Here is a 21825-nt window from a genome sequence, read left to right as displayed (position 1 = left end):
AGGATTTTTGTTTATAGAGGTGATCATTTGAGTCAATTTATGGATTATGCGATTCAACTTGCAAATATGGTACAAGGTCAAACAGGTGTTAATCCACCCGTTGGCGCTGTTGTAGTTAAAGAAGGTAGGATTGTTGGTATTGGTGCACACTTGAGAAAAGGTGACAAGCATGCGGAGGTTCAAGCACTTGATATGGCACAACAAAATGCTGAAGGTGCGACGATTTATATTACGTTAGAGCCATGTAGTCATTTTGGTTCAACACCACCCTGTGTTAACAAAATAATTGATTGTAAGATAGCAAAAGTAGTATACGCAACAAAAGACAATTCGTTAGACACACATGGTGATGAGACGTTACGGGCTCACGGTATTGAGGTTGAATGCGTTGATGATGAACGGGCATCACAATTATACCAAGACTTTTTTAAAGCAAAAGCAAAGCAACTGCCACAAATTACAGTGAAAGTATCTGCAAGTTTAGATGGTAAACAAGCGAATGATAATGGACAAAGTCAATGGATTACTAACAAAGAGGTTAAACAAGATGTCTATAAGTTAAGACATCGACACGACGCAGTGTTAACTGGAAGACGTACAGTTGAATTAGATGATCCACAATATACTACACGTATTCAAGATGGAAAAAACCCTATAAAAGTAATATTGTCTAAGTCTGGGAATATTCATTTTAATCAGCAAATTTATCAAGATGAATCAACACCAATTTGGATATATACTGAAAATCCAAATTTAACAACCAATCAAACACATATTGAAATTATTTACTTGAAGTCTTGCGATTTAACAACAATTCTTCACAATTTATATAAAAGAGGAGTTGGAACTTTGCTAGTCGAGGCAGGTCCAACCACTACTTCAGAATTTCTCCAATCTAATTATATAGATGAATTTATTCTCTATTATGCCCCGAAATTAATTGGCGGATCTGGAAATTATCAATTTTATCAAACAAATGATGTGATTGAGATACCAGATGCGAACCAATTTGAAATTGTTCATTCCGAGTTATTAAATCAAAATGTTAAATTAACTTTACGAAAGAAGTGATGATGCATGTTTACTGGCATCGTTGAAGAAATAGGTGTCGTTAAAAGTGTTCAAATTCGTCAATCAGTCAGGACGATTGAAATTGAAGCACATAAGATTACGGCAGATATGCATATTGGTGATTCCATCAGTGTTAATGGTGCATGTTTAACAGTGATTGATTTTAATCAGACATCTTTTACTGTTCAAGTAATTAAAGGCACTGAAAATAAAACCTATTTAGCAGATGTTAAGCGACAATCAGAAGTAAATTTAGAGCGTGCCATGAGTGGTAACGGTAGGTTTGGTGGACATTTTGTCCTCGGTCATGTAGATGAACTAGGAACAGTTTCAAAAATAAATGAAACAGCCAATGCAAAAATTATTACGATTCAATGTAGCCAACATATTAATAATCAGTTAGTTAAGCAAGGGTCTATTACTGTGGATGGTGTTAGTCTAACGGTATTTGATAAGCATGATAACAGTTTTGACATTCATCTTATTCCAGAAACGAGGCGTTCAACGATTTTATCATCCAAAAAATTAGGAGATAAAGTACATTTAGAAACAGACGTTTTGTTTAAATATGTTGAAAATATTTTAAATAAAGATAAAGACCAATTATCTGTAGATAAATTAAGAGCATTTGGTTTTTAGGAGGGGTAGCATGCAATTCGATAATATTGACAGTGCTTTAATGGCTTTAAAAAATGGAGAACCAATTATTGTAGTAGATGATGAGAATCGTGAAAATGAAGGTGATTTAGTAGCGGTTACTGAATGGATGAACGATAATACCATTAATTTTATGGCGAAAGAAGCAAGGGGATTAATATGCGCACCAGTGTCTAAAGATATTGCACAACGTTTGGATTTGGTACAAATGGTTGATGATAACTCCGACATCTTTGGTACGCAATTTACAGTGAGTATTGATCATGTAGATACAACAACAGGAATTAGTGCTTATGAACGTACATTGACTGCCAAAAAGCTCATTGATCCTAGTAGTGAAGCTAAAGATTTTAATCGTCCTGGTCATTTATTTCCATTAGTAGCACAAGATAAAGGCGTATTAGCTAGAAATGGACACACAGAAGCGGCTGTTGATTTAGCTAAACTTACTGGTGCCAAGCCCGCTGGTGTCATTTGTGAGATTATGAATGATGACGGCACGATGGCGAAAGGACAAGATTTACAAAAGTTTAAAGAAAAACATCAATTAAAGATGATTACGATTGATGATTTAATTGAATATCGTAAAAAATTAGAACCAGAAATTGAATTTAAGGCAAAAGTGAAAATGCCTACAGATTTCGGAACATTTGATATGTATGGTTTTAAAGCGACATACACAGATGAAGAGATAGTTGTACTGACAAAAGGTGCAATTCGACAACATGAAAATGTACGCTTACATTCTGCGTGCCTTACAGGCGATATTTTCCATAGTCAACGTTGTGATTGTGGTGCTCAACTTGAATCGTCTATGAAGTATATCAATGAACATGGTGGCATGATTATTTATCTACCTCAAGAAGGTCGTGGCATAGGATTGTTAAACAAATTACGCGCATATGAATTAATTGAGCAAGGATATGATACAGTAACTGCAAATTTAGCATTAGGTTTTGATGAAGATTTGCGAGATTATCATATTGCTGCACAGATTTTAAAATATTTTAACATCGAACATATCAATTTATTAAGTAATAATCCAAGTAAATTTGAGGGATTAAAACAATATGGCATTGATATTGCAGAAAGAATTGAAGTTATCGTACCAGAAACGGTACATAATCATGATTATATGGAAACGAAAAAAATAAAAATGGGTCATTTAATATAGGAGGATTTTAACATGAATTTTGAAGGTAAATTAATTGGAAAAGATTTGAAAGTTGCAATCGTAGTTAGTCGATTTAATGATTTTATCACTGGAAGATTACTTGAAGGTGCAAAAGATACTTTGATTCGACATGATGTTAATGAAGACAATATTGATGTAGCATTTGTGCCAGGTGCGTTTGAAATTCCTTTAGTAGCTAAAAAATTAGCCTCATCAGGAAATTATGATGCAGTAATTACATTAGGATGCGTAATTCGCGGTGCTACGTCTCATTATGATTATGTTTGTAATGAAGTCGCGAAAGGTGTTTCTAAAGTGAATGATCAAACTAATGTACCAGTCATATTTGGTATTTTAACGACTGAAAGTATTGAACAAGCTGTGGAAAGAGCAGGTACGAAAGCTGGCAATAAAGGTGCTGAAGCAGCAGTAAGTGCAATTGAAATGGCTAATTTATTAAAATCTATAAAAGCATAGAGCACTGTTGTGAGTTCATAATCAAAGATTTATAAATGTTTCAGAACTGCCAATATAACATTTAGGAGCCTAGAACATTGATTATTGTTCCAGACTCCTAAATTATTGTTTATGTCTTGCTCTATTTACGGCATAATTTTTTAATTGTACTTAAACCTAACATAACTGTAGCTCCTAAAGCTGCAATTATGCCAACACGTTTTAAGCCAGCAGGTTTCACAAATTCTTTTACAGCAAGAGATAGGTTTTGTGGGCGTTCTGCTAATCTTCTCATAAAATACGCAAACCAATCATCGCCATAAGGTACATAAATAGTGAAATTATAGCCTTCATTTGCGATTTCTTCTGCTAACTCTGATCTAAAACCATAGAGCATTTGGAATTCCATACGATCTTTTTCAATGTGATTTTCTTTCATAAATTGTTTTACATGATTAATGATGCGATGGTCATGTGTTGCAATTGAAGTGAAATTGCGTGCGTTTAACAAACGTTGTTCAATTATTTTGATGTAATTTGCATCTACGTCTTCCTTAGATTGAAATGCAATTGATTCGTTTTCTTTATATGCACCTTTAACCAAACGTAATCGTAAATCTTGGTACTTATCAACTAATTCGTGGCTATCGTATAAATATGCTTGAATTACAGTACCAACATTTCTAAATTCGCCTTTTAAGCGATCTAAAACTTGAACAATTTGTTGCAGGCTAGCATATTTTTCAGTATCAATATTTATATGCATATTGTTGTAAGTATTTGCTTTAAGTAAAATCTCTCTTAAATTTTGGTAAGCTAATTCTAAGTCGAATTCTGCACCTAACTGACTCAATTTAACAGACATATGTGCCTTTACGCCATGTTGATGAAGCGCGTCCATAATTGTTAAAATTTGTTCTTTAGCATGATTACTTTCTTCAACTGTACCGACAAATTCCCCTAAATTGTCTACCGTAACAGCGATATTCTTGTCATTTAAGTATTCGATTGTATTAATTAACTCTGGAATTGTATTTCCGGCAACGACTTTATTGGCGCCCAAACGTGGGCCCACTTTTTTTGCTGCGTTGTTTAAAAAACTATTATTAGATAATCCGATAAAAAAATTCTTTAATAGTGCCATTGCTACTCCTCCAAACCCTTGTGTTTACAATAAGTTTAGCATGAAAAAAATATTCGAGAAAGCGTTTTCATCAAAAACAATCAAAAATAATTATGTATAATTACACTATTATTGATGTTGATTTCATTTATATATAATAATATGGACAACAATAATACTATAAATAGAAATCTACATAGTGAATTTGCTATAATTATGTTATTGAAGATTAATGAAAAAGGGGCAGTATAATAATGTGGAAGTGGGAAGCTGAAAATGATGCGAAAGGCGTCGTTGTTATTGCTCATAATATATTAGAACATACGGGAAGATATGCATATGTTATTACGATGTTAAGAAGAAATGGCTATCATGTGATTATGGGAGATTTGCCTGGTCAAGGTCAAACTTCAAGAGCTAATAAAGGACAAATTGAAAACTTTCAAACGTATCACGAAAGTTTGCTAGACTGGTTAAAGATAGCTAATGAATATAAAATTCCTACTTATGTATTAGGGGTAGGACTTGGCGGTTTGATTTTATTAAATTTACTTGAAAAAGTAGAATTGCCAATCGAGGGGATGATGTTAATTTCTCCTATGCTAGAACTTCAAAAGAATGGAAAAAATCGTAAAGATAAACTTGTTTCAAATATAGGTAAAATTTCAAAAGACACACGTTTTAATGTTGGTGTAGAACCAAAAGATTTAACACGTAATTTAGAAATTGTTGAAGAAACAGTTAACGATGGTTTAATGTTAAAAAAAGCAACGTATCATTGGTATAATACAATTAATGAGACGATGAAAGATACGATGGCTCATATTCATGACATTCAACCAATGCCAACGCTATTAATGTATGGAACGAAGGATTTAATTGTTGATACTAGGGCAATTGATGAGTTTAAAGAAAAATATCAAACACCTGAATTATATTTTAAAGCTTGGCAAGGTTTTTACCACGAGGTTCACAATGAGCCAGAACGTGATGAAGTAATGCGTTATATTCTGACTTTCTTAAATAACAGCGTCAATACAATGGGCTTTATTGTTGAAGATGACGAAATTGTAGAAATTTAATATTCTAAAAAGGTTGGGACATAAATCCCTAAAAAACAGCAGTAAGATAATTTTCAATTAGAAAATATCTTACTGCTGTTCTCTATTTATACAATACTTCGTATTGAATGGCTTCGCTTTCCTAGGGTGCCGTCTCAGCCTCGGTCTTCGACTGGCACTGCTCCCTCAGGAGTCTCGCCATTAATACTACGTATTAACATGTAATTTTACTTTTAAATACTTTGAAAAAATAAGACATTTTTCCCAACTTGCACATAAATGTAAAATTCAATAAAATGAATTTTCTGTGTTGGGTCCCTTCGTATAATTTAATAAATACTACTAAACTAAATTAAAGAGGTGCCTTATGTATAAAAATTATAACATGACCCCAACTTACACTACCAATAGAAACTTCGTTAGAATTCCTCAAAATGATATTTCGCGATATGTTAATGAAATTGTTGAAACGATACCTGATAGCGAATTCGATGAATTCAGACATCATCGTGGTGCAACATCCTATCATCCAAAAATGATGTTAAAAATCATCTTATATGCATATACTCAATCTGTATTTTCTGGTCGTAGAATAGAAAAATTACTTCATGACAGTATTCGAATGATGTGGTTAGCCCAAGATCAAACACTTTCTTATAAAACTATTAATCGTTTTAGAGTGAATCCTAATACTGATGCGTTAATTGAATCTTTATTTATTCAGTTCTATAGTCAATGTTTAAAGCAAAATCTTATTGATGATAATTCAATTTTTATTGATGGTACAAAAGTAGAAGCTAGTGCCAATAGATATACATTGGTGCGGAAGAAAGTATTCAAAATCACGAATCGAAATTGAACGAGAATTCAAAAACACTATATCGTGACTTAGTTGAAGAAAAAATAATACCAGAGATAAAAGAAGATGGAGATAGCGATTTAACAATAGAAGAAATAGATTTAATTGGTAGTCATTTAGATAAAGAAATCGAAGATTGTGCTCAAATTAGAAAACAGACCCGTAAAAAAGAACTGAAAGATGAGACAGTAGATGCTCATCTTTTTTTAGAACTTTTTTAAGGTTGAAAATGTATATCACATTTTATACACATTTGATTTGTAAGAAATGTTTTGATTTATACAAATCATATCTTGAAAAATAACCAATTTAGCCTCATTCGGTTTGATTTAATTTGTTAAATTTAAGGCTAACTAATTAATTTAGTTTAATCAATTTTCATGAGAGTTATATGTAATAAAAATTCAATGCGTATCTTTTTTGAAGAAATATATGTAGAATTGTTGCAATTTAATGGTAATATTGATATATTTTCTTTGTATATAAATTATAAAATTAATATGTAATAGAGTGATTTGTTTTATGTACTATTATCTTATTTCTAAATATTAACTCTATTGATTATTGGTTTTTATACTTATTTAATTTTATTCAACTTTGACAATTGAATAGAAAGCAAGTTTATTTACACTTGTAGTTTTATGCATAAGTTAGCACATACAAGTTTTGGGATTGTTGGGATGTTTGTTAATACTTGTATAGTAGCTAAATATGTGATTATTAATTGGGAGATGTTTAGCATGAAAAAAGTAAATAACGACACTGTATTTGGAATTTTGCAATTAGAAACACTTTTGGGTGACATTAACTCAATTTTCAGCGAGATTGAAAGCGAATACAAAATGTCTAGAGAAGAAATTTTAATTTTACTAACTTTATGGCAAAAAGGTTCTATGACGCTTAAAGAAATGGACAGATTTGTTGAAGTTAAACCGTATAAGCGTACGAGAACGTATAATAATTTAGTTGAATTAGAATGGATTTACAAAGAGCGTCCTGTTGACGATGAAAGAACAGTTATTATTCATTTCAATGAAAAGTTACAACAAGAGAAAGTAGAGTTGTTGAATTTCATCAGTGATGCGATTGCAAGTAGAGCAACAGCAATGCAAAATAGTTTAAACGCAATTATTGCTGTGTAAGTTTAATAGCATAAAAAGAGGTTTTCATTAAGTTGAAAACCTCTTTTTGTTGTTGGCATTAATTTTTCAAATGTTGACTACTCAATCCTAAATTATAAATAGTATAGCGCAGCAAATGCTTAAGAAATTTTTTCTATGGCACAAATGAATGGAGCATGATTACGTTGGTTTAAAAATTGATATTGCAAAACTTGCGCATGCTTTTGATCCAAAGTACTCAAGTAATCAAGCAATGCATGCTTCTCAATTTGTCCTTCGCTATGACCATGATATATAACAAGTACAATAATACCTTCAATTGACATTAATGATAGCAATGAATTAATAGCTTGGATTGTCGTGTCAGGCTTTGTCACGATAGATTTATCACCTTTAGGCAAATAACCTAGGTTAAAGATGGCTGCATCAATATGACCTTTATGTGCATCATTTATATGATGTTCAATATTTTCATGTCCATCTTTTATTAAAGAAACATGATTGAAATCCTTAACTTTATCACGTGTATTTTCCAAAGCTAAATCTTGAATGTCGAAACCATAAACATGTCCTTCTGGTACTTGTTCGGCTAAAAATAAAGTGTCATTGCCGTTACCGCAAGTTGCGTCTACAACAATACTTTCTGGTGTTATATGTTGTTTAATAAGTGTTTTTGAAAAAGGGAGTATACGTTCTAATTTCATTGCTTCACCTTAGACTTGTAACGCAAGCCTTGATAAGAATTTCTACGTGCTAATTCAGCATCGATGCCATTTAATACTTCCCATTTATTAACACTCCACATTGGACCTACCATGATATCTATTGGACCATCACCGGTAATTCGGTGAACGATCATTTCAGGGGGAATCACTTCTAATTGGTCCACAACTAGGTTTGTGTACTCTTCTTGAGTCATAAAAGTTAATAAACCTTTATCGTATTGTTTTACCATCGGTGTACCTTTTAACAAATGAAGTAAATGAATTTTAATACCTTGTACATCCATTTGTGCAACTTCTTTGGCAGTAGCCATCATCATGTCATAGTCTTCGCCAGGTAAGCCATTAATGATGTGTGTACATACATTGATATTATGCTTACGTAATTTTGCCACACCATCATAATAAGTTTTCATATCATGGGCACGATTGATTAAATCAGATGTTGACTGATGGATTGTTTGTAGTCCTAATTCAACCCATAAGTATGTTCGTTGATTCAAATCTGCTAAATATTCGACAACATCGTCTGGTAGACAGTCAGGACGCGTACCAATAGATAATCCCACAACACCCGGTTCTTTAAGTACAGGTTCGAATTTTTCTTTTAATACTTCAACCGGTGCATGTGTATTTGTAAATGCCTGAAAATAAGCAATATATTTTCCTTCGTGCCATTTCTCATGCATCTTTTCTTTAATTTCTTTAAATTGTACTGCGATTGAATCTGCACGATTACCTGCAAAGTCTCCGCTACCTGCAGCAGAACAAAATGTACATCCACCATGTGCTACAGTGCCATCGCGGTTAGGACAGTCAAACCCGCCATCCAATGCAACTTTAAATATTTTTTGTCCAAATTTATTTTTTAAATGGTAATTCCATGTGTGATAACGTTTGTTTTCAAAAGCGTATTGGAAATGATTGCCCATATGTCATTTTCCTTTCTATAAAAAAAGAGTTCTAAGTACAGATTTTAACATATTTTAATGTTATAGTGTTTATTATAGTTTGACAAAAAAGAGAGAGGAACTATGAAATATGAATATACCTAAATCAGTCTGGTGGCTAGTAATTGGCATGGCGTTAAATATTACTGGTTCCAGTTTTTTGTGGCCTTTAAATACAATTTATATGAAACAAGAACTTGGAAAAAGTTTAACTGTTGCTGGTTTAGTGCTAATGATAAATTCATTTGGCATGGTTATTGGAAACTTATTAGGTGGTTCACTATTTGATAAATTAGGTGGATACAAGACGATTTTAATTGGAACTTTCACTTGTCTTTGTAGTACAACGCTACTTAATTTCTTTCACGGGTGGCCTTGGTATGCTGTATGGCTTGTAATGTTAGGGTTTGGTGGCGGAATGATTATTCCTGCGATATACGCTATGGCTGGAGCAGTGTGGCCAAATGGCGGAAGACAAACGTTTAATGCGATATACTTAGCGCAAAATATTGGTGTGGCTGTCGGTGCTGCAATGGGCGGCTTTGTCGCAGAATTTAGCTTTAACTATATCTTTTTAGCCAATCTTATTATGTATGTTGTGTTTGCGCTTGTCGCGGTAACGCAATTTAATATTGAAATTAATGCGAAAGTTAAATATCCAACTCATTTAGATATTACTGGTAAAAAGAATAAAGCAAGATTTATTTCATTAGTACTAATTTGTGCAATGTTTGCAATTTGTTGGGTTGCATATATTCAATGGGAGTCTACAATCGCTTCATTTACACAATCTATTAATATTTCAATGGCACAATATAGTGTTTTATGGACAATTAACGGAATAATGATTTTAGTAGCACAACCATTAATTAAACCGATTCTCTATCTGTTAAAAGGAAACTTAAAGAAGCAAATGTTTGTCGGCATCATCATTTTTATGTTGTCGTTCTTTGTCACGAGTTTTGCCGAAAACTTTACAATATTTGTTGTCGGTATGATTATTTTAACTTTTGGAGAAATGTTTGTATGGCCAGCAGTTCCAACTATAGCCAATCAGTTAGCGCCAGATGGTAAGCAAGGACAGTACCAAGGTTTTGTGAATTCAGCTGCTACAGTAGGAAAAGCATTTGGTCCATTTCTTGGTGGTGTATTAGTTGATGCGTTTAATATGCGCATGATGTTTATCGGTATGATGCTACTACTTGTATTTGCATTAATATTATTAATGGTTTTCAAGGAGAATAATACGCAACCTAAAAAAATAGATGCATAATGAGTAAATAGAATTAACGTTATAGACTTGAAATAAATGTCGTTATAACATAATATTAATTTGTATAATTTAATTTCGTTTGGAGCTTTTCTACAGAAAGCTAGTGATGCTGAGAGCTAGTGTTAAGGACTAAATGTAAATCGTATTAATTTTAAATTGAATGAATGACATCTCTTACTATTAAAATGAGTGCACAATTTTTGTGAAATAGGGTGGTAACGCGGCAAATGTCGTCCCTATGTAAATAGAATAGTTAGAGGTGTCTTTTTTATTGAATAGGAGGAAATGTGTTGAATTACAACCACAATCAAATTGAAAAGAAATGGCAAGACTATTGGGACGAAAATAAAACATTTAAAACAAATGATAACTTAGGTCAAAAGAAATTTTATGCTTTAGACATGTTTCCATATCCATCAGGTGCTGGTTTACATGTTGGACATCCTGAGGGCTATACAGCAACAGATATCATTTCAAGATATAAAAGAATGCAAGGATATAATGTATTACATCCGATGGGGTGGGATGCATTCGGATTACCAGCAGAGCAATATGCTTTAGACACTGGCAACGACCCACGTGAATTTACAAAGAAAAATATCCAAACTTTTAAACGACAAATTAAAGAATTAGGGTTCAGTTATGATTGGGATCGTGAAGTTAATACAACAGATCCAGAATACTATAAATGGACACAGTGGATTTTCATACAGTTATATAACAAAGGTTTAGCATACGTTGATGAAGTTGCAGTTAACTGGTGTCCAGCATTAGGCACTGTTTTATCTAACGAAGAAGTGATTGATGGTGTCTCTGAACGTGGTGGACATCCAGTTTATCGTAAGCCGATGAAACAATGGGTACTTAAAATCACAGAATATGCAGATCAATTATTAGCAGATTTAGATGATTTAGATTGGCCTGAGTCTTTAAAAGATATGCAGCGCAATTGGATTGGACGTTCTGAAGGGGCCAAAGTTTCATTTGATGTAGATAATACGGAAGGAAAAGTAGAAGTATTTACGACTAGACCAGATACAATCTATGGTGCATCATTCTTAGTCTTAAGTCCTGAACATGCATTAGTTAATTCAATTACAACAGATGAATATAAAGAAAAAGTAAAAGCTTATCAAACAGAAGCTTCTAAAAAGTCAGATTTAGAACGTACAGATTTAGCAAAAGATAAATCAGGTGTATTTACTGGTGCATATGCAACTAATCCTTTATCTGGTGAAAAAGTACAAATTTGGATTGCTGATTATGTATTATCAACATATGGTACTGGAGCAATTATGGCAGTACCAGCGCATGATGACAGAGATTATGAATTTGCTAAAAAGTTTGATTTGCCAATCATTGAAGTCATCGAAGGTGGAAATGTTGAAGAAGCAGCATACACTGGTGAAGGTAAACATATTAATTCTGGTGAACTTGATGGTTTAGAAAATGAAGCGGCAATTACTAAAGCTATTCAATTATTAGAGCAAAAAGGTGCTGGCGAAAAGAAAGTTAATTACAAATTAAGAGATTGGTTATTCAGTCGTCAGCGTTATTGGGGCGAACCAATTCCTGTCATTCATTGGGAAGATGGAACAATGACAACTGTTCCTGAAGAAGAGCTACCATTGTTGTTACCTGAAACAGATGAAATCAAGCCATCAGGGACTGGTGAGTCTCCACTAGCTAATATTGATTCATTTGTAAATGTTGTAGATGAAAAAACAGGTATGAAAGGACGTCGTGAAACAAATACAATGCCACAATGGGCAGGTAGTTGTTGGTATTATTTACGTTACATCGATCCTAAAAATGAAAATATGTTAGCAGATCCTGAAAAATTAAAACATTGGTTACCTGTTGATTTATATATCGGTGGAGTAGAACATGCGGTTCTTCACTTATTATATGCAAGATTTTGGCATAAAGTCCTTTATGATTTGGCTATCGTACCTACTAAAGAACCTTTCCAAAAATTATTTAACCAAGGTATGATTTTAGGAGAAGGTAATGAGAAGATGAGTAAATCTAAAGGAAATGTAATCAATCCTGATGATATAGTACAGTCTCATGGTGCAGATACTTTGCGTCTTTACGAAATGTTTATGGGACCTTTAGATGCTGCAATTGCATGGAGTGAAAAAGGATTAGATGGGTCTCGTCGATTCTTAGATCGCGTATGGCGTTTAATGGTAAATGAAGATGGGACATTGAGTTCAAAAATTGTAACTACAAATAATAAATCTTTAGATAAAGTTTATAACCAAACTGTTAAAAAGGTAACAGAAGACTTTGAAACATTAGGATTTAATACTGCTATTAGTCAATTAATGGTATTTATTAATGAGTGTTATAAAGTTGATGAAGTTTATAAACCTTACATTGAAGGCTTCGTTAAAATGTTAGCACCTATTGCACCACATATCGGTGAAGAATTATGGTCAAAATTAGGACATGAAGAGTCTATTACGTACCAACCTTGGCCAACTTATGACGAAGCACTACTTGTAGATGATGAAGTAGAAATCGTTGTTCAAGTGAATGGTAAATTGAGAGCTAAAATTAAAATTGCTAAAGATACATCAAAAGAAGAAATGCAAGAAATTGCCTTATCTAATGACAATGTTAAAGCGAGTATTGAAGGTAAAGACATCATGAAAGTCATCGCTGTTCCTCAAAAATTAGTCAATATTGTAGCTAAATAATGTTTTAAGGAGGACTTTGAAATGAAGTCAATTACTACAGATGAATTAAAAAATAAACTTTTAGAATCTAAACCAGTTCAAATTGTTGATGTTCGTACTGATGAAGAAACAGCAATGGGATATATTCCTAATGCAAAGTTAATTCCAATGGATACCATTCCGGATAATTTAAATTCATTTAATAAAAATGAAATATATTATATTGTATGTGCTGGTGGAGTTCGAAGCGCTAAAGTTGTAGAATATTTAGAGGCAAATGGCATTGATGCCGTAAATGTCGAAGGCGGCATGCACGCATGGGGCGATGAAGGTTTGGAAATAAAAAGTATTTAAAGTAGTGACATAATTTAAAATAATATTACATTTGTAATGACACCAAGTAACGTTTCGGTTGCTTGGTGTTTTTTGGTATGAATTACTTTCTGTTACAAAACAATCTAAAGCGTTCTTGTTATGTTTTATTAAGATTTTAATTACAAAACGGAAACTAAATTGTAATAAAATAAAACTTTATTTTATAAAATGATGATGATAAAATTGAGTGAACTTAAAATATTGTACAAAATAATATAGCTATAAATATAATATGAGGGAGCGTATATTTTTAGCATAATTCTTAACAACACAGCAGAGAACAGACAACCAGGAGGAAAATGAAATGAATTTGTTAAAGAAAAATAAATATAGTATTAGGAAGTATAAAGTAGGCATATTCTCTACTTTAATCGGAACAGTTTTATTACTTTCAAACCCAAATGGTGCACAAGCCTTAACTACGGATAATAATGTACAAAGCGATACTAATCAAGCAACACCTGTAAATTCACAAGATAAAGATGTTGCTAATAATAGAGGTTTAGCAAATAGTGCGCAGAATACACCTAATCAATCTGCAACAACCAATCAAGCAACGAATCAAGCATTGGTTAATCATAATAATGGTAGTATAGTAAATCAAGCTACGCCAACATCAGTGCAATCAAGTACGCCTTCAGCACAAAACAATAATCATACAGATGGCAATACAACAGCAACTGAGACAGTGTCAAACGCTAATAATAATGATGTAGTGTCGAATAATACCGCATTAAATGTACCAACTAAAACAAATGAAAATGGTTCAGGAGGACATCTAACTTTAAAGGAAATTCAAGAAGATGTTCGTCATTCTTCAAATAAACCAGAGCTAGTTGCAATTGCTGAACCAGCATCTAATAGACCGAAAAAGAGAAGTAGACGTGCGGCACCGGCAGATCCTAATGCAACTCCAGCAGATCCAGCGGCTGCAGCGGTAGGAAACGGTGGTGCACCAGTTGCAATTACAGCGCCATATACGCCAACAACTGATCCTAATGCCAATAATGCAGGACAAAATGCACCTAACGAAGTGCTGTCATTTGATGACAATGGTATTAGACCAAGTACCAACCGTTCTGTGCCAACAGTAAACGTTGTTAATAACTTGCCGGGCTTCACACTAATCAATGGTGGCAAAGTAGGGGTGTTTAGTCATGCAATGGTAAGAACGAGCATGTTTGATTCAGGAGATAATAAGAACTATCAAGCACAAGGAAATGTAATTGCATTAGGTCGTATACATGGAACTGATACGAATGACCATGGCGATTTTAATGGTATCGAGAAAGCATTAACAGTAAATCCGAATTCTGAATTAATCTTTGAATTTAATACAATGACTACTAAAAACGGTCAAGGCGCAACAAATGTTATTATCAAAAATGCTGATACTAATGATACGATTGCTGAAAAGACTGTTGAAGGCGGTCCAACTTTGCGTTTATTTAAAGTACCTGATAATGTGAGAAATCTCAAAATTCAATTTGTACCTAAAAATGACGCAATAACAGATGCGCGTGGCATTTATCAACTAAAAGATGGTTACAAATACTATAGCTTTGTTGACTCTATCGGACTTCATTCTGGGTCACATGTTTTTGTTGAAAGACGAACAATGGATCCAACAGCAACAAATAATAAAGAGTTTACTGTAACAACATCATTAAAGAATAATGGTAATTCTGGTGCTTCTCTAGATACAAATGACTTTGTATATCAAGTTCAATTACCTGAAGGTGTTGAATATGTGAACAATTCATTGACTAAAGATTTTCCAAGTAACAATTCAGGCGTTGATGTTAATGATATGAATGTTACATATGATGCAGCAAATCGTGTGATAACAATTAAAAGTACTGGAGGAGGTACAGCAAACTCTCCGGCACGACTTATGCCTGATAAAATACTCGATTTAAGATATAAATTACGTGTAAATAATGTGCCGACACCAAGAACAGTAACATTTAACGAGACATTAACGTATAAAACATATACACAAGATTTCATTAATTCAGCTGCAGAAAGTCATACTGTAAGTACAAATCCATATACTATCGATATCATCATGAATAAAGATGCATTACAAGCCGAAGTTGACAGACGTATTCAACAAGCTGATTATACATTTGCGTCATTAGATATCTTTAATGGTCTGAAACGACGCGCACAAACGATTTTAGATGAAAATCGTAACAATGTACCATTAAATAAAAGAGTTTCTCAAGCATATATTGATTCATTAACTAATCAAATGCAACATACGTTAATTCGAAGTGTTGATGCTGAAAATGCAGTTAATAAAAAAGTTGACCAAATGGAAGATTTAGTTAATCAAAATGATGAATTGACAGATGAAGAAAAACAAGCAGCAATACAAGTTATCGAGGAACATAAAAATGAAATAATTGGTAATATTGGTGACCAAACGATTGATGATGGCGTTACTAGAATCAAAGATCAAGGTATACAGACCTTAAGTGGGGATACTGCAACACCGGTTGTTAAACCAAATGCTAAAAAAGCAATACGTGATAAAGCAACGAAACAAAGGGAAATTATCAATGCAACACCAGATGCTACTGAAGACGAGATTCAAGATGCACTAAATCAATTAGCTACGGATGAAACAGATGCTATTGATAATGTTACGAATGCTACTACAAATGCTGACGTTGAAACAGCTAAAAATAATGGCATCAATACTATTGGAGCAGTTGTTCCTCAAGTAACTCATAAAAAAGCTGCAAGAGATGCAATTAACCAAGCAACAGCAACGAAAAGACAACAAATAAATAGTAATAGAGAAGCAACTCAGGAAGAGAAAAATGCAGCATTGAACGAATTAACTCAAGCAACCAACCATGCTTTAGAACAAATCAATCAAGCAACAACAAATGCTAATGTTGATAACGCCAAAGGAGATGGTCTAAATGCCATTAATCCAATTGCTCCTGTAACTGTTGTTAAGCAAGCTGCAAGGGATGCCGTATCACATGATGCACAACAACATATCGCAGAGATCAATGCTAATCCTGATGCGACTCAAGAAGAAAGACAAGCAGCAATTGACAAAGTGAATGCTGCTGTAACTGCAGCAAACACAAACATTTTAAACGCTAATACCAATGCTGATGTTGAACAAGTAAAGACAAATGCGATTCAAGGAATACAAGCAATTACACCAGCTACAAAAGTAAAAACAGATGCAAAAAATGCCATCGATAAAAGTGCGGAAACGCAACATAATACGATATTTAATAATAATGATGCGACGCTCGAAGAACAACAAGCAGCACAACAATTACTTGATCAAGCTGTAGCCACAGCGAAGCAAAATATTAATGCAGCAGATACGAATCAAGAAGTTGCACAAGCAAAAGATCAGGGCACACAAAATATAGTAGTGATTCAACCGGCAACACAAGTTAAAACGGATACTCGCAATGTTGTAAATGATAAAGCGCGAGAGGCGATAACAAATATCAATGCTACAACTGGCGCGACTCGAGAAGAGAAACAAGAAGCGATAAATCGTGTCAATACACTTAAAAATAGAGCATTAACTGATATTGGTGTGACGTCTACTACTGCGATGGTCAATAGTATTAGAGACGATGCAGTCAATCAAATCGGCGCAGTTCAACCGCATGTAACGAAGAAACAAACTGCTACAGGTGTATTAAATGATTTAGCAACTGCTAAAAAGCAAGAAATTAATCAAAACACAAATGCAACAACTGAAGAAAAGCAAGTGGCTTTAAATCAAGTGGATCAAGAGTTAGCAACGGCAATTAATAATATAAATCAAGCTGATACAAATGCGGAAGTAGATCAAGCGCAACAATTAGGTACAAAAGCAATTAATGCGATTCAGCCAAATATTGTTAAAAAACCTGCAGCATTAGCACAAATCAATCAGCATTATAATGCTAAATTAGCTGAAATCAATGCTACACCAGATGCAACGAATGATGAGAAAAATGCTGCGATCAATACTTTAAATCAAGACAGACAACAAGCTATTGAAAGTATTAAACAAGCTAACACAAATGCAGAAGTAGACCAAGCTGCGACAGTAGCAGAGAATAATATCGATGCTGTTCAAGTTGATGTAGTAAAAAAACAAGCAGCGCGAGATAAAATCACTGCTGAAGTGGCGAAGCGTATTGAAGCGGTTAAACAAACACCTAATGCAACTGACGAAGAAAAGCAGGCTGCTGTTAATCAAATCAATCAACTTAAAGATCAAGCAATTAATCAAATTAATCAAAACCAAACAAATGATCAGGTAGACACAACTACAAATCAAGCGGTAAATGCTATAGATAATGTTGAAGCTGAAGTAGTAATTAAACCAAAGGCAATTGCAGATATTGAAAAAGCTGTTAAAGAAAAGCAACAGCAAATTGATAATAGTCTTGATTCAACAGATAATGAGAAAGAAGTTGCTTCACAAGCATTAGCTAAAGAAAAAGAAAAAGCACTTGCAGCTATTGACCAAGCTCAAACGAATAGTCAGGTGAATCAAGCAGCAACAAATGGTGTATCAGCGATTAAAATTATTCAACCTGAAACAAAAGTTAAACCAGCTGCACGTGAAAAAATCAATCAAAAAGCGAATGAATTACGTGCTAAGATTAATCAGGATAAAGAAGCAACAGCAGAAGAAAGACAAGTAGCACTAGATAAAATCAATGAATTTGTAAATCAAGCCATGACAGATATTACGAATAATAGAACAAATCAACAAGTTGATGATACAACAAGTCAAGCGCTTGATAGCATTGCTTTAGTGACGCCTGACCATATTGTTAGAGCAGCTGCTAGAGATGCAGTTAAGCAACAATATGAAGCTAAAAAGCGCGAAATTGAGCAAGCGGAACATGCGACTGATGAAGAAAAACAAGTTGCTTTAAATCAATTAGCGAATAATGAAAAACGTGCATTACAAAACATCGATCAAGCAATAGCGAATAATGATGTGAAACGTGTTGAAACAAATGGCATTGCTACACTAAAAGGTGTACAACCTCATATTGTAATTAAGCCTGAAGCACAACAAGCAATAAAAGCAAGTGCAGAAAATCAAGTAGAATCAATAAAAGATACACCACATGCAACAGTTGATGAATTAGATGAAGCGAATCAATTAATTAGCGACACACTCAAACAAGCGCAACAAGAAATAGAAAATACAAATCAAGATGCTGCTGTTACTGATGTTAGAAATCAAACAATCAAGGCAATAGAGCAAATAAAACCTAAAGTAAGACGTAAACGAGCTGCGCTTGATAGCATTGAAGAAAATAATAAAAATCAACTCGATGCAATCCGAAATACGTTGGATACTACTCAAGATGAAAGAGATGTTGCTATTGATACTTTAAATAAAATTGTAAATACAATTAAAAATGACATTGCACAAAACAAAACGAATGCAGAAGTGGATCGAACTGAGACTGATGGCAACGACAACATCAAAGTGATTTTACCTAAAGTTCAAGTTAAACCAGCAGCGCGTCAATCTGTTGGTGTAAAAGCCGAAGCTCAAAATGCACTAATCGATCAAAGCGATTTATCAACTGAAGAAGAAAGACTAGCTGCTAAACATTTAGTAGAACAAGCACTTAATCAGGCTATTGATCAGATCAATCATGCAGATAAGACTGCCCAAGTTAATCAAGATAGTATAAATGCTCAAAATATTATTTCAAAAATTAAACCAGCGACAACAGTTAAAGCAACAGCATTACAACAAATTCAAAATATCGCTACAAATAAAATTAATTTAATTAAAGCAAATAACGAAGCGACAGATGAAGAACAAAATATTGCAATAGCACAAGTTGAAAAAGAGTTAATTAAAGCTAAACAACAAATTGCTAGTGCAGTGACTAATGCAGATGTGGCATATTTATTGCATGATGAGAAAAACGAAATTCGTGAAATCGAACCTGTTATTAACAGAAAGGCGTCTGCTCGAGAACAATTGACAACATTATTCAACGATAAAAAACAAGCAATTGAAGCGAATATTCAAGCAACGGTAGAAGAAAGAAATAGTATATTAGCACAGTTACAAAATATTTATGACACTGCTATTGGACAAATTGATCAAGATCGTAGCAATGCACAAGTTGATAAAACAGCATCATTAAATCTACAAACAATACATGATTTAGATGTACATCCTATTAAAAAGCCAGATGCTGAAAAAACGATTAATGATGATCTTGCACGCGTCACTGCTTTAGTGCAAAATTATCGAAAAGTAAGTAATCGTAATAAGGCTGATGCATTAAAAGCTATAACTGCTTTAAAATTACAAATGGATGAAGAATTAAAAACAGCACGCACTAATGCTGATGTTGATGCAGTTTTAAAACGATTTAATGTTGCATTAAGCGATATAGAAGCAGTAATTACTGAAAAAGAAAATAGCTTACTGCGAATTGATAACATTGCTCAACAAACATATGCGAAATTCAAAGCGATCGCAACACCAGAACAATTAGCTAAAGTAAAAGTATTAATTGATCAATATGTTGCAGATGGCAATAGAATGATTGATGAAGATGCGACATTAAATGACATCAAACAACACACGCAATTCATTGTTGATGAAATTTTAGCAATTAAATTACCAGCTGAAGCGACGAAAGTATCACCAAAAGAAATTCAGCCAGCTCCAAAAGTTTGTACGCCTATTAAAAAAGAAGAGACACATGAATCGCGCAAAGTTGAAAAAGAACTTCCAAATACAGGTTCTGAAGGAATGGATTTACCATTGAAAGAATTTGCACTGATTACAGGTGCGGCTTTGTTAGCTAGAAGACGTACTAAAAACGAAAAAGAATCATAATTAACGAAATGACCTTAATATAACGACACTTTTTAGTGACTCAGTTATATTAAGGTCATTTTTATTTGAATGAAAAAGTTGATCTACTAAAGAGAATCGAACCAAATTTTATACTATTATTCCATTGATGCATGTGAGTAATGTCCGGCATATAATCCAGCGACATGTCCTGTTACGAGTGCACTTGTAATATTATAACCACCAGTATAACCATGTATATCTAATACTTCACCACATAAAAATAATCCCGGAACTAATTTAGACATCATTGTTTTAGGTTGAATTTCTTTAAGTGACACACCACCACCTGTGACAAATGCCTTATCTATAGGTAATGTCCCGTTCACCTTAAATACAAACCCTTTAAACATATTTACTAAGTCGTTCAATTGTTGATTTGATAAGTGATGTGATGTGGTATTTTCATCGATTCCTGCTTGTTCCAGCATGAACAGTAAGTAGCGCTCTTCAATTAGACCATGCAAACTGTTTTTAATGATTTTATCTGGTGTGTCCGATAATAATGATGTGATGTGTTGTTTTAATTGTTCATGGTTTAATTCAGGAAATGCATCGATTGCCATAGAAATGTGCTGTGTCTTTTGATTTTTTTGTTCTTTATAAACAAACTGACTACATCTTAATGCAGCTGGACCACTGATACCAAAATGAGTAAATAACATATCCATTTGATGACTGATGCGTTTTTTACCATTTTTCTTAAGTACTGACAATTCAACATCTTTTAAACTTAAACCTTTTAGACGATTGGATTTGATGAAAGGTTCAGCTGATGTAATTGGAACTTCGGTCGGGAATAACTCAGTAATGGTATGACCTAAATCTTGTGCGAACTTATAACCATCACCAGTTGAACCAGTTTGAGGGACACTTGTACCACCTGTAGCAATCACTAGCGAATGGCTTTCATAACTATTATTTTGAGTATGTACAGTGAAAGTTTGGTCTGTATTAACTTCGATTCTACTAACAGCTTCTTCTTCTTTAATCGTTACATGTTGGCGTTCGATAGTTGTCACTAATGTATCAACCACGTCTTGTGCTTTGTTGGAAACTGGAAACATACGCCCGTGATCTTCTTCTTTTAATTTAACACCCCTAGACTCAAAAAAATCTATGATGGATTCATTATCAAAAATTGAAAAGGGACTATATAAAAATTTCCCATTTCCAGGAATGTTCTTAATAATTTCAGCATATGGTAATCGATTAGTTACGTTACATCTACCGCCACCAGATATTTTGAGTTTACGACCTAGACCTTTCTTTTTTTCAATGAGTAACACACTGCTACTTTGTTCGCTTGCAGCTACTGCCGCCATTAAGCCGCTAGGTCCGCCTCCGATAATAATTGTTTGATACATATACGCTTCCTCCAAATTTGTTACTGGACATTCAATTGCTATTTTATAG

At 33.6% G+C, this 21825-nt stretch carries 15 protein-coding genes and 1 pseudogene; 12 read left to right on the top strand and 4 right to left on the bottom strand.

All coding sequences use genetic code 11. From position 1 onward, the window contains the following. Positions 1-27 precede the first annotated feature (27 nt). Genes ribD through ribH form a run of 4 tightly spaced genes read left to right on the top strand, consistent with a single transcriptional unit; the run spans position 28 to position 3379 of the window. Positions 28-1071: a bifunctional diaminohydroxyphosphoribosylaminopyrimidine deaminase/5-amino-6-(5-phosphoribosylamino)uracil reductase RibD gene (gene ribD / locus AA076_RS09010; protein ID WP_000077344.1), complete on the top strand. Its 1044-nt coding sequence runs from the start codon at positions 28-30 to the stop codon at positions 1069-1071. A gap of 6 nt (positions 1072-1077) precedes the next feature. Beyond that, on the top strand, positions 1078-1710 hold the full coding sequence (locus AA076_RS09005) for a riboflavin synthase (RefSeq protein ID WP_000493892.1): 633 nt from the start codon (positions 1078-1080) through the stop codon (positions 1708-1710). A 10-nt stretch (positions 1711-1720) separates the two neighbouring features. Continuing rightward, entirely contained in the window at positions 1721-2902 is a 1182-nt protein-coding gene (gene ribB / locus AA076_RS09000; protein ID WP_001159022.1) for a 3,4-dihydroxy-2-butanone-4-phosphate synthase, read from the top strand. Positions 2903-2914: 12 nt separating this feature from the next. Then, positions 2915-3379: a 6,7-dimethyl-8-ribityllumazine synthase gene (gene ribH, locus AA076_RS08995; RefSeq protein ID WP_001008551.1), complete on the top strand. Its 465-nt coding sequence runs from the start codon at positions 2915-2917 to the stop codon at positions 3377-3379. Positions 3380-3500: 121 nt separating this feature from the next. Here the strand turns inward: ribH and AA076_RS08990 are convergent, their stop codons facing one another. Then, positions 3501-4502: a proline dehydrogenase family protein gene (locus AA076_RS08990; RefSeq protein WP_001196354.1), complete on the bottom strand. Its 1002-nt coding sequence runs from the start codon at positions 4500-4502 to the stop codon at positions 3501-3503. 111 nt (positions 4503-4613) lie between these two features. Here AA076_RS08990 and AA076_RS15170 point away from each other — a divergent pair, with 111 nt between their 5' ends. The 4 genes and pseudogenes from AA076_RS15170 (at position 4614) to AA076_RS08965 (ending at position 7543) form a co-directional block, all read left to right on the top strand. After that, positions 4614-4733: a hypothetical protein gene (locus tag AA076_RS15170; RefSeq protein ID WP_001790712.1), complete on the top strand. Its 120-nt coding sequence runs from the start codon at positions 4614-4616 to the stop codon at positions 4731-4733. A 2-nt stretch (positions 4734-4735) separates the two neighbouring features. After that, positions 4736-5563 carry an alpha/beta fold hydrolase gene (locus AA076_RS08980; protein ID WP_000266096.1) on the top strand — a complete coding sequence of 276 codons (828 nt, stop codon included), beginning with the start codon at positions 4736-4738 and terminating at the stop codon, positions 5561-5563. A 346-nt stretch (positions 5564-5909) separates the two neighbouring features. Continuing rightward, positions 5910-6571, top strand: a pseudogene (locus tag AA076_RS08975) (transposase); the annotation flags it as partial. A gap of 570 nt (positions 6572-7141) precedes the next feature. Further along, entirely contained in the window at positions 7142-7543 is a 402-nt protein-coding gene (locus tag AA076_RS08965; protein ID WP_000757543.1) for a transcriptional regulator, SarA/Rot family, read from the top strand. A gap of 119 nt (positions 7544-7662) precedes the next feature. On the opposite strand, the gene mnmM is transcribed toward AA076_RS08965, so the two are convergent. Both mnmM and mnmL read right to left on the bottom strand, forming a co-directional pair. Next, positions 7663-8226 (bottom strand): tRNA 5-(aminomethyl)-2-thiouridylate-methyltransferase MnmM, encoded by a 564-nt coding sequence (gene mnmM / locus AA076_RS08960; protein ID WP_000764419.1) that lies wholly within the window; start codon positions 8224-8226, stop codon positions 7663-7665. Beyond that, entirely contained in the window at positions 8223-9176 is a 954-nt protein-coding gene (gene mnmL / locus AA076_RS08955) for a tRNA modification radical SAM protein MnmL/YtqA (protein ID WP_000526539.1), read from the bottom strand. Before mnmL ends, mnmM begins: the two co-directional genes overlap by 4 nt. A 109-nt stretch (positions 9177-9285) precedes the next feature. Between mnmL and AA076_RS08950 the strand changes: the two genes are divergently transcribed. From AA076_RS08950 to sasC, 4 genes are all read left to right on the top strand, one after another. Further along, positions 9286-10467, top strand: coding sequence for an MDR family MFS transporter (locus AA076_RS08950; protein WP_001025061.1), 1182 nt, complete (start codon positions 9286-9288; stop codon positions 10465-10467). A gap of 287 nt (positions 10468-10754) precedes the next feature. Next, on the top strand, positions 10755-13172 hold the full coding sequence (gene leuS, locus AA076_RS08945; protein ID WP_001549041.1) for a leucine--tRNA ligase: 2418 nt from the start codon (positions 10755-10757) through the stop codon (positions 13170-13172). Between the two features lie 21 nt (positions 13173-13193). Beyond that, the gene (locus AA076_RS08940) at positions 13194-13505 is read left to right on the top strand and encodes a rhodanese-like domain-containing protein (protein WP_000836465.1); all 312 of its coding nucleotides are present in this window, start codon (positions 13194-13196) and stop codon (positions 13503-13505) included. 325 nt (positions 13506-13830) lie between these two features. Continuing rightward, complete coding sequence (gene sasC / locus AA076_RS08935; protein ID WP_001836275.1) at positions 13831-20391, top strand: LPXTG-anchored aggregation protein SasC; 6561 nt, start codon at positions 13831-13833, stop codon at positions 20389-20391. 116 nt (positions 20392-20507) lie between these two features. Here sasC and AA076_RS08930 read toward each other — a convergent pair whose 3' ends face one another. Further along, a complete protein-coding gene (locus AA076_RS08930) occupies positions 20508-21776 on the bottom strand; it encodes a BaiN/RdsA family NAD(P)/FAD-dependent oxidoreductase (protein WP_000285019.1) in 1269 nt (422 codons plus the stop codon). Positions 21777-21825: the final 49 nt, after the last annotated feature.

The sequence above is a fragment of the Staphylococcus aureus genome (assembly GCF_001027105.1).
In the GTDB taxonomy this organism is placed as follows: Bacteria; Bacillota; Bacilli; order Staphylococcales; family Staphylococcaceae; genus Staphylococcus; species Staphylococcus aureus.
The sequence above is the reverse complement of the archived record's forward strand: the minus strand, read 5'-3'. Positions and strand labels throughout refer to the sequence as shown.

Coding starts and splice junctions, on each gene's coding strand:
- AA076_RS08950 (WP_001025061.1), top strand. CDS start 9,286: ATGAATATACCTAAATCAGTCTGGTGGCTAGTAATTGGCATGGCGTTA.
- mnmM (WP_000764419.1), bottom strand. CDS start 8,226: ATGAAATTAGAACGTATACTCCCTTTTTCAAAAACACTTATTAAACAA.
- AA076_RS08990 (WP_001196354.1), bottom strand. CDS start 4,502: ATGGCACTATTAAAGAATTTTTTTATCGGATTATCTAATAATAGTTTT.
- AA076_RS08980 (WP_000266096.1), top strand. CDS start 4,736: ATGTGGAAGTGGGAAGCTGAAAATGATGCGAAAGGCGTCGTTGTTATT.
- AA076_RS09005 (WP_000493892.1), top strand. CDS start 1,078: ATGTTTACTGGCATCGTTGAAGAAATAGGTGTCGTTAAAAGTGTTCAA.
- ribB (WP_001159022.1), top strand. CDS start 1,721: ATGCAATTCGATAATATTGACAGTGCTTTAATGGCTTTAAAAAATGGA.
- mnmL (WP_000526539.1), bottom strand. CDS start 9,176: ATGGGCAATCATTTCCAATACGCTTTTGAAAACAAACGTTATCACACA.
- AA076_RS08940 (WP_000836465.1), top strand. CDS start 13,194: ATGAAGTCAATTACTACAGATGAATTAAAAAATAAACTTTTAGAATCT.
- AA076_RS08965 (WP_000757543.1), top strand. CDS start 7,142: ATGAAAAAAGTAAATAACGACACTGTATTTGGAATTTTGCAATTAGAA.
- sasC (WP_001836275.1), top strand. CDS start 13,831: ATGAATTTGTTAAAGAAAAATAAATATAGTATTAGGAAGTATAAAGTA.
- ribH (WP_001008551.1), top strand. CDS start 2,915: ATGAATTTTGAAGGTAAATTAATTGGAAAAGATTTGAAAGTTGCAATC.
- AA076_RS08930 (WP_000285019.1), bottom strand. CDS start 21,776: ATGTATCAAACAATTATTATCGGAGGCGGACCTAGCGGCTTAATGGCG.